The sequence below is a fragment of the Achromobacter sp. genome (assembly GCF_050285565.1).
In the GTDB taxonomy this organism is placed as follows: domain Bacteria; phylum Pseudomonadota; class Gammaproteobacteria; order Burkholderiales; family Burkholderiaceae_B; genus Achromobacter.
Genome location: NZ_JBLZXG010000007.1, coordinates 412,321 through 421,595, shown reverse-complemented (window position 1 = coordinate 421,595; position 9,275 = coordinate 412,321). Strand labels below are relative to the sequence as shown.

2 protein-coding genes are annotated in these 9,275 nt (G+C 62.9%); both read left to right on the top strand.

The genetic code is table 11. The annotated features are described in order from the left end of the window. Positions 1-320 (top strand): ShlB/FhaC/HecB family hemolysin secretion/activation protein (locus ACN6O8_RS17550; RefSeq protein WP_427992286.1); only part of this gene is annotated, 320 nt, incomplete at its 5' end. Between the two features lie 71 nt (positions 321-391). Next, positions 392-8,506 carry a hemagglutinin repeat-containing protein gene (locus ACN6O8_RS17545; protein WP_427992285.1) on the top strand — a complete coding sequence of 2,705 codons (8,115 nt, stop codon included), beginning with the start codon at positions 392-394 and terminating at the stop codon, positions 8,504-8,506. Positions 8,507-9,275 lie beyond the last annotated feature (769 nt).

The window sequence follows — 9,275 nt, the reverse complement described above, 5'->3', positions numbered from 1 at the left end:
ACGCCGTGCGCGGCTTCGACGGCCAGATGACCCTGGCTGCGGAAGACGGCTGGACCCTGCGCAATGACCTGTCGCTGAACCTGGGCAACCTGGGCCAGCAGCTATACGCGGGCCTGGATGCGGGCCGCGTCGGCGGCCCGGCGGCGCAATACCTGGCCAGCCGCACCCTGGTGGGCGCGGTGGCCGGCCTGCGTGGGCGCATCGCCATGCCGTACGTCAACGCCAGCTACGACCTGTCGGCCGGCTGGCCGCTGAAAAAGCCCGAAAACCTGAAGACCCAGAGCACGGTCTTCGCCGCCACGCTGATGTTCGAGTTCTAGGCCGGACGGGGCCTGTGAGTCCCGTCCGCCGTCCGATACGTTGCTTCACGCTTACCGAGAGTTGCCTCGCCATGTCCAAGCTTCGCTCCGCAGTTGTCTGGTTGGTGCTGACCACGCAGATCTGGACGCCCGTGCTGGCGCAGACTCTGCCCATCTCCGTCGACAAGAACGTGTCGGGCCAGAAGCCCGTGGTGGGCGTGACCAACGGCGTGCCGGTGGTCAACATCGCGCCGCCGTCGGCCGGCGGGGTGTCGAACAACCGCTTCACCCAGTTCAACGTCGGCCCCTCGGGCGTGGTGCTGAACAACAGCGGCGCGGCCAGCCAGACGCAGGTGGCCGGGCAGGTGGCGGGCAATCCGATGCTGGGCAACCAGCGCGCCACCACCATCCTGAACCAGGTGACGGCGCCCAATCCGTCGCAGCTGATGGGCATGCTGGAAGTGGCCGGCAACCGCGCCAACGTCATCGTCGCCAACCCGGCTGGCATCACCTGCAACGGTTGCGGCTTCCTCAACGCCAACCGCGCCACGCTCACCACCGGCAAGCCGGTCATCGGGCCCGATGGCGCGCTGGGCTTTGACATCACCGGCGGCCGCCTGGGCATCGAAGGCGCCGGCCTGTACGGCGCCAACCTCAGCCAGCTCGACCTGATGGCGCGCACGCTGGAACTGAATGCACAGGTCTGGGCCAACAACCTCAACGTGGTGGCGGGCGCGGCCCGCGTGGGCTATGACGGCATCGACGTCTCGGCGCTGACCGGCGCCGGGGCCGGCACCGGCGTGGCGCTGGATGTGGCCGCGCTGGGCGGCATGTACGCCAACAGCATCCGCCTGATCGGCACGGAAGCCGGGGTGGGCGTGAACATCGGCGGCAACCTGGCGGCGTTGACCGGCACGCTGACGGTCAACGCCAACGGTGACGTCAGGATCCTGCCCTCGGGCCGCCTGCAGGCCGCCACCGGCCTGACGGTGCAAAGCGCGCGCGACATCGTCAACGACGGCACGGTCGCCGCGGGCGGCGCGCTCGGCTTGAACGCCGCCGGCAACGTCGCCAACAACAACGCCATGTCCTCGGCCGCCACTGTCAGCATCGTGGCGCGCCAGTTCGAGAATCGCGGCGGCCTCACGGTCGGCCTGCAGGCCGACGGCTCGATCAGTCCGCTCGGCGCATTGAGCGCGCAGGTGGACCAGTTGCTCAATCCCGGCACCTTGGTGGCTGGCGGCGATGCGACCATCACCGCGAAGGCGTTGGGCCTGTCGGGCGGCAAGTTCGTCGCCGGCGGCGCCTTGAGCGTGGACGCCACGGGCGCCGTCACTAATCGCGACGGCTCGGTATATGGCGGCTCGGTGGCGCTGCGCGCGGGCAGCCTGGACAACACGGGCGGCAAACTCACCGGCGGCGTGGCGCTCGTCGGCCAGGTGACGGGCGCCATCGACAACACCGGCGGCACGCTGGCCGGCGCCGGCGCGGTGGACCTGCGCGGCCGGTCCGTGGTCAACGCGGCGGGCGGCGTGGTCTCGGGCCAGAGCGTGGCGCTGCGCGGCGCCGACGGCATCGACAACCAGGGCGGCTCGGTGCAGGCCAACGACGCCTTGCGCGTCGAGACGGCCGGCGCGATCGACAACCGTGGCGGCAAGCTGCTCGGCGGCAGCGCCGACCTTCAGTCGGCCAGCCTCGACAACCGCGGCGGCATCGCCCAAGCCGACGGCAAGCTCGCCGTCACCAATAGCGGCGCCTTGCAGAACGAGGGCGGCGGCCTGTATGGCGGCACGGCCGACCTCAAGGCGGCCAGCCTCGCCAACACCGACGGCAAGATCGCCAGCGGCGGCGCGCTGGATGTCACCACCCCCGGCGCGATCGACAACACCGGCGGCACCATCGCCGCCCAAGGCCTGGCCTCGCTGGACGCGCAGCGCCTCGTCAACCGTCGCGGCATCGTCGCCGCCAGTGGCCTCACGCTCAAGACGCAGGGCCTGCTGGATAACAACGCCGGCCTGATCCAGGCCGACAACGCGCTGATCCTCAACGCCGGCAGCCTGAGCAATCGCGATACCTTCGCCAATGGCGTCGCCGGCGCCCTCGGCCTGATGGGCAAGCAGGTCACGCTGAACGCCGGTTCCATCGACAACCAGGACGGCCGCATCGGCGCCGGCCAGGACCTCGGCGTGACCACGGGCGCGCTCGACAACGCGCGCGGCAACGTGTCGTCCGACGCCAACGCCAAGCTCGCGTTCGGCAGCCTGGCCAACACGGGCGGCGCCCTGACCGCCGGCACTTCGCTGGAACTGGTCACCGGCAACCTCGACAACGATGGCAAGATCCATTCGGGCCAGGACCTGAAGATCACCGCCGATACGCTGACCAATCGCGCCAGCGGCGAACTGATCGCGGTACGCAACAACGAGCTGGTCATCGGCGGCCTGCTGGCCAACGCGGGCCTGATCGACGGCGGCTACACCCGCATCAATGCCGGCAATCTTCTCAACACCGGCCGCATCTACGGCGATCGCATCGGTATCAAGACGCCGCTGCTGCAGAACGAGCCCAACGCCGTCATCGCCTCGCGCGGCGACATGGACCTGGGCGTGGGCACGCTGACCAACCGCGAACATGCGCTGATCTACGCGGCGGGAGATCTGCGGATCGGCGGCACGCTGGACGCCGGCGGCAAGGCGACCGGACAGGCCGCGCTGCTGTCCAACGAATCGGCCACCATCGAAGTCGAGCGCAATGCCGACATCGCCGCGGCCAGCATCCAGAACCGCAACCTGCACTTCGCCAGTGAAAGCGTCGAGGTCAGCCGCGAAGCCAAGTGGTTCTATCGCCTGGACGGCACCACCGACATCGTCGACGGCGAAGGCATGTGGTTCTGCAACACCGTCAAATCCATCTGCGGCCGCGACCCGAGCTGGATGGGCCAGTACGACGAGCGGCGCCTGTTGATGCCGTCGGCGCGTTATCCGGAAAGCCAGTACGGGCCGCCGTTCGACTACAGCAACATCCAGGAAGACCAGCAGGGGCGCGCGGGTGTCAGCGCGCCGATCGGCCTGGCGTATATCCCCGAGTATTCCGGTTGCAGTGGCGGAGATGCGGGCGAGTGCTACACCAATCCTCCTCAGTTCCTGTACAAGCCCGACGCCAAGATCTGGTCGGTCTTCGAGGTCGAGCGCCCCAGCGGTATCCGGCGGCCGCCATCGCCCGACGACTGCGGCTGGCGCTGCCCCGCGGATCTGGCCCAGCAGCAGGCCCAGTACGACCACGACCTGGTGCTGTACGACACGCTGAACGAGAAGATCAAGGACTTCAACGCCGACTTCCGCAACAACCGCATGATCAAGGATTTCACCTTCTACGAGGTGACCCAGATCACGCGCGAGACTCGCATCACAGAGAGCGATCCGGGCAAGATCATCGTCGGCGGCAACGCCCGGCTTGCCGGCAACATCGTCAACGACAAGAGCCGCATTCTCGCCGGCGGCACCTTGAAAACCGAGGGTGGCACGCTGAGCAACGTCGGCGCCGAGGGGCTGCGCACGGTCGACCGTGTCGGCACCATGGCCTACACCTACGAGAAGAACGACTCCCGAAAGTACAACCGTTCCGACTACAACGCCACCGTACTGGCCGAACGCATCGAGACCGGCCTGGGCGACGCGAAGGGCGGCGCCGCGGTCGCGCCGTCTGGCCAGACGCCGGGCGCCAGCACCGTCGTCCAGGCGTTGCCGCCGGCAACGCTGACGCGTATCACGCTGCCCGGCAACCAGACCATTGCCGTCGTCGTGCTGCCGCCGACCCTTCCGACCAGCAAGCTGTACCAGGTCGTCACGGCGCCCAGCGCGCCTTACCTGATCGCCACCGACAGCCAGTTCATCGGCTCGCGCACCGTGGTGTCCAGCGATTTCCTGCTGGAGAAGCTGAACCAGGACCCTAGCCACATCCTCAAGCGCCTGGGCGATGGCTTCTACGAGCAGAAGCTGGTCGCCGAACAGGTCATGCTGGCGACTGGCCAGCGCTTCGTCGGCGACTACACCGACAACGAAACCCAGTACAAGGCACTGCTTTCCGCCGGCGCAGACTTCGCCGAAAAATACGGCTTGGCGCTGGGCACCGCGCTGACCGAAGAGCAGATGCGCCACCTGACCAGCGATATCGTCTGGATGGTGGAGCAGACCGTCACGCTGCCCGACGGCACGCAGCAAAAGGTGCTGGCGCCGCAGGTCTACCTGGCCGTCAAGCCGGGCGACCTGCGCGGCGATGGCACGCTGATTGCAGGACGCGACACGCAGATCAGCACGACGGGCGACGTGGTCAACAGCGGCACCATCGGTGCGCGCAACGCGTTGGTGGTCGATGCGCAGAACGTGCGCAACACCGTGGGCACGATCCAGGGCAAGACCGTCAACCTGAATGCGCGCAATGACATCGATAATCTGGCGGGGTTGCTCAAGGGGGATGCGGTCGCGCTGACGGCGGGCCGCGATGTCAACCTGACTTCCAGCACGCAATCGAATGTTCGCGGCGGAATCAGCAACACCATCATTGATGGGGTGGCGCGCGTCGATGCTGGTACGTTGAACGTGCAGGCGGGCCGCGACGTCAACGCGCAGGCGGCGGCCATCGCCGCCACCGGCGACGCCAGCATCCGCGCCGGCAACGACATCAACCTGACCGCCGCCGGCACGAGTTATGGGGAGTCGTTCAACTTCGGCAAGAAGAACCGGTCGGAGATGCGCACCACCGAAGATGTCGGCACCCGTATTGCCGCCGCCGGAAACCTGACGTTGATGGCCGCGCAGGACATCAATGCCATTGCCGCGCAAGTGTCTTCCGACAAGCAGTTGGCGGTGGGGGCGGGGCGCGATATCAATGTGCTGGCGGGGGATTCTAGCGGGTATACGTATAACGAGATTTACTACAAGACGAAGGGGTTCTGGTCCAGCAAGACGACGCATCGAATCAAGGAGGCGTCTTGGACACAGGCGGTGTCTTCCACCTTTACCGGTGATAGCGCCGTGCTGATGGCAGGACGAGACCTTAACGTGGTTGGCTCCAACGTGGCCGCGCAGAAAGACCTGGTCATGTCGGCCGACCGCAACGTCAACATCGTCGCGGAGCAGAACACGGCCAACGACTACCAGTACGAGAAGATCAAGAAGTCGGGTTTTGGCGCGCTGGGTGGCATCAGCTATGGCTCGCGCCAGACGACGGATTGGGTAGATACCAAGCGGGGGCTCAATACCGGCAGCACCATTGGCAGCGTAACGGGTGACGTCCTGATCAATGCGGGCGGCTCGCTGAATGTGCTGGGTAGCGATGTGTTGGCGCGTCAAGGCGACATCACCATGATTGGCCGAGACGTCAGCATCGTGGGCGGCTTCGACACTATGCGTCAACGTGAGGTGCATGAGGTCAAGCAGTCTGGATTCACCATTACGGCAAGCACGCCGGTTGTCAGTGCCATGCAGACTGGTGCACGTATGGCTGAGGCTTCAGGCAAGTCGGGCAACGCCGTCATGGCGGGTCTGGCCGGCGCGACCACGGCGCTTGCGGCCAGCAACGCCTACGATGCGGTGAAGGCGGCCGGCGCTATTGAAAACGCCACCGCTATCGATAAGGCGGGCGGCGGTAGCATCAAAGTCAGTTTTGGCAGCAGCAAAAGCAGCAGCACCACTGATCGAAGTTCCTCCACATCCGTGGGCTCGAACATCGCCGCGGGCAATGATCTGACGATTGTCGCCAAGGGGGCCGGCAGCGCGTCGGATATTACGGTTTCCGGCTCCAACCTGTCCGCCGGCAACAATGCGGTGCTGAAGGCCGATGGGGGTATCCTGCTGCAGGCAGCCAGGAATGTCTTCGAGCAGAAGACGGACAGCAAGAGCAGCGGGTTCAATATCGGTATCGGATACAGCACCGGTACCTCCAATGGGTGGACGCTGGAGTTGGGCGCATCCGTCTCCCGTGGCAACGAGAATGGTCGGGATCAGAGCTGGACCAACAGCTTCGTCACTGCGGGCAACGTGCTTGCCCTGCAATCAGGTGGTGATACGACGCTCAGGGGCGCGTCAGGCAAAGCCGAGCAGATTTTGGCTTCGGTTGGCGGCAACTTGTTGCTGGAGAGCTTGCAAGACACCAGTACTTATACCTCCAAGCAAACTAGCGGCGGCGTGAATCTTACGGTATGCGTCCCGCCCTACTGCTATGGCCAGAGTTCGGTTTCCGGCAACTTCGGCACCGGCAAGATGAACAGCAATTTCAAGTCTGTCACTGAACAGACGGGCTTGTGGGCGGGCGACGGCGGGTTCCTGATCGACGTCAAGAACAACACGACCTTGATCGGCAGCGTCATCGTCAGCAGTGACAAGGCTGTAGCGGAGGGCTTGAACAAGCTCAGCACGGGCACCCTGGTCACGCAGGACATCAAGAACTCCGCCAGCTACAGCGCCAATCAGATTGCGGTAGGCGGTGGCTTCGGGTTTGGCGGCGGGGCCTCGAAAGAAGGTTCGGCGGGTCTGGGCACCACCAAGGGCAACCAGGTGGCCGGCGGCGCGAGCAAGGACGCAGGCACTTCCTTGGCGTCGAGTGGGGGCTTTTCCGCCAATCTACCGACGGTGGTTGCGGCCGGCGGCAATAGCAGTTCCACGACCCAAAGCGCCATCAGTGGCGGCACCATCATCATCCGCGAGGAAGAAAGACAGCGGGCGCTGACAGGCAAGACTGCGGCGGAGACGATTGCGGCGCTGAATCGGGATACGTCGGATACGTTGAACGCGCTGAAGCCGATCTTTGACAAGGAGAAGATCGAGGCGGGGTTTGAGATTGCGTCGGAGGCCAGCCGGCAGTTGGGGCAGTTCTTGACGAATCGGGCTAAGGAAATCCAGGACGCCAAGCAGCGCTCTGAAGACCCGCGCTTGTCTTATGCCGAGCGCATCCAAGCCGCGAAAGAGTATGCAGATCTGGAAGGTAAATGGGGGGCTAGAGGAACGTACAGCCAGTGGGGCACCATCATCCTGGGTGCGGCAAGTGGCAACGTAATGGGAGGCACAGGTCAGTTCGTTCAGGCGGCCGCCGTAAATTACCTGCAGACGCTGGGCGCTGCGCAGATCAAAGAGTTGAGCCGGGAACTAGGTGGCGAAGGCTCGGCTGGGCATGCGGCGTTGCATGCCGTGCTTGGCTGCGCGGGAGCTGCTGCTCAAGGAGCCTCCTGCGGAGCGGGTGGTGTGGGCGCGCTATCAGGCGTGGTGCTGAGCAAACTGCTGGAAAACCTGGAGGGAGATGGTGGTAAGAATCTATCTGCGGAGGATCAGCAGACCCGCGTCAATCTGATAACCAGCATTGTTGCCGGCATTGCCGCGGCCATCGATCCGAATGCGGTCAGTGCCGCCCAAGTCGCGGCACGTATAGAACTGGAGAACAACAGCCGCTACATGAACCGCGATAAGGTTGGGCGGCTGAAAGCCGAACTGACTAACGATCTGTTGAGAACGTGCGGTACCGAGGCTAGCTGCTTTCAGGAGGGGTTTGATCGAGCAGACCGGATGGCGTCGGCCTACGATGTGGCGCTGATGCTCAGCCATTACCCGCAATTGACAAAAGAGAAGGCGGATACGCTTGCTCAGGCAGTGCTGGATCTTGCTCCGGGGGTTTCAAATGCGAGTGCGTTGTATGAACTGGTGACAGGAAGGACGGCGACGGGTGAAGAAGCGAACAGGTTCTTCTCTTCGTTGGGGTTGGTGCCTGTTGTTGGGGGGATGCTGAAGAAGGGGGGACAGGCGCTGCATGTTTTCGCTGATGTGGGGAAGGCGGTTGATGTTGGTAAAGTCGGAGGGAGAGCCGGAGCCGCAGTAGCAAATGGAATTGAGATTGCGCCGGGAAAATTCGATTACCTATTTGGCCGAGTTTCAAGTAATGCGCATAATGCGGCTCGTTCCAATCAGCTAGCACTTGAAATGAAGCGGCTGGGCATTCCGGATACCGCCGCGGGTAGGCAAATGCTCTCCGAACATTTGGCACAGTCAGTGAAATCAGAGGGGAATGTGTCGCGCACATTTTCAAATCAATATGGAAATTTTGAGGTGCGAGAGTCGTTTTTTATAGGGCCCTCCGGGAGTGCGACAAAGTTCGAAAGCACATTTCAAGTGCTTGAGGATGGTACGCGCCGGCTCAGTACGGTTATCCCGTTTAACTAAAGGCATTTAATATGAACTTTCCTAGCGCATTCGATTTCTTGGAGACCTTTGGCCTCGAGCCTATAGAAGAGGATCCTAGTCTCGCCTATTGTAGGTACGTTAAGCAATCGAGTGACGGCCTTCAAGAACTCGATATTTCATTTAGCGGGGTGGCCGAGTCATTTCAGGTAATTTTTCGATGCGGTGGCAAGAGTGTAGTCACGCTTTCGTCGGAGAAAGTTAAAATGGTTCAGGTTCGACGTGATCAATCGGGCGTCGGGCTCCATGTTTCTTTCGATCTCAATGATGTAAGTTCGGAGGCGCTAATTACTCTAGAGCCCGATTTGCATTGCAGGTGGTGGCTCTTGCGCAGTTGAATGGAGTGCCGCGCCGCCTACGGTGGAGTTGGCCGAATTTCGGAAGCGAAGAACGGTAATGCGAAAAATAAGGACTTACGACTGTAATTTGGACTTTCCAGGGATGGAAGAATATTAAATGTTGTGCTCGCTAAATAGAACGCAAGCCTTTAAGGACCAGTAGGCGAGAGATGCGAAGAGTTCTGAAATAATCTCCAGTTACTGCATGAGTCAAGGTGAACGCGTGCTAGAGCCTTTATCACAGAAAGATCATGGGGGAGACACGATTGCTGTTCATCCTACCCGCGGGTTTCAAGGCCAGGGCCTCAGTGAATCGTCATGGGAAAAGTCTGATATCGCCTCCCATCCTCAATTACCTTGCGCCCGCTCAATGCATCCCCCTTCTCGCCGAAGATAAGGCGGCTCATGACGCT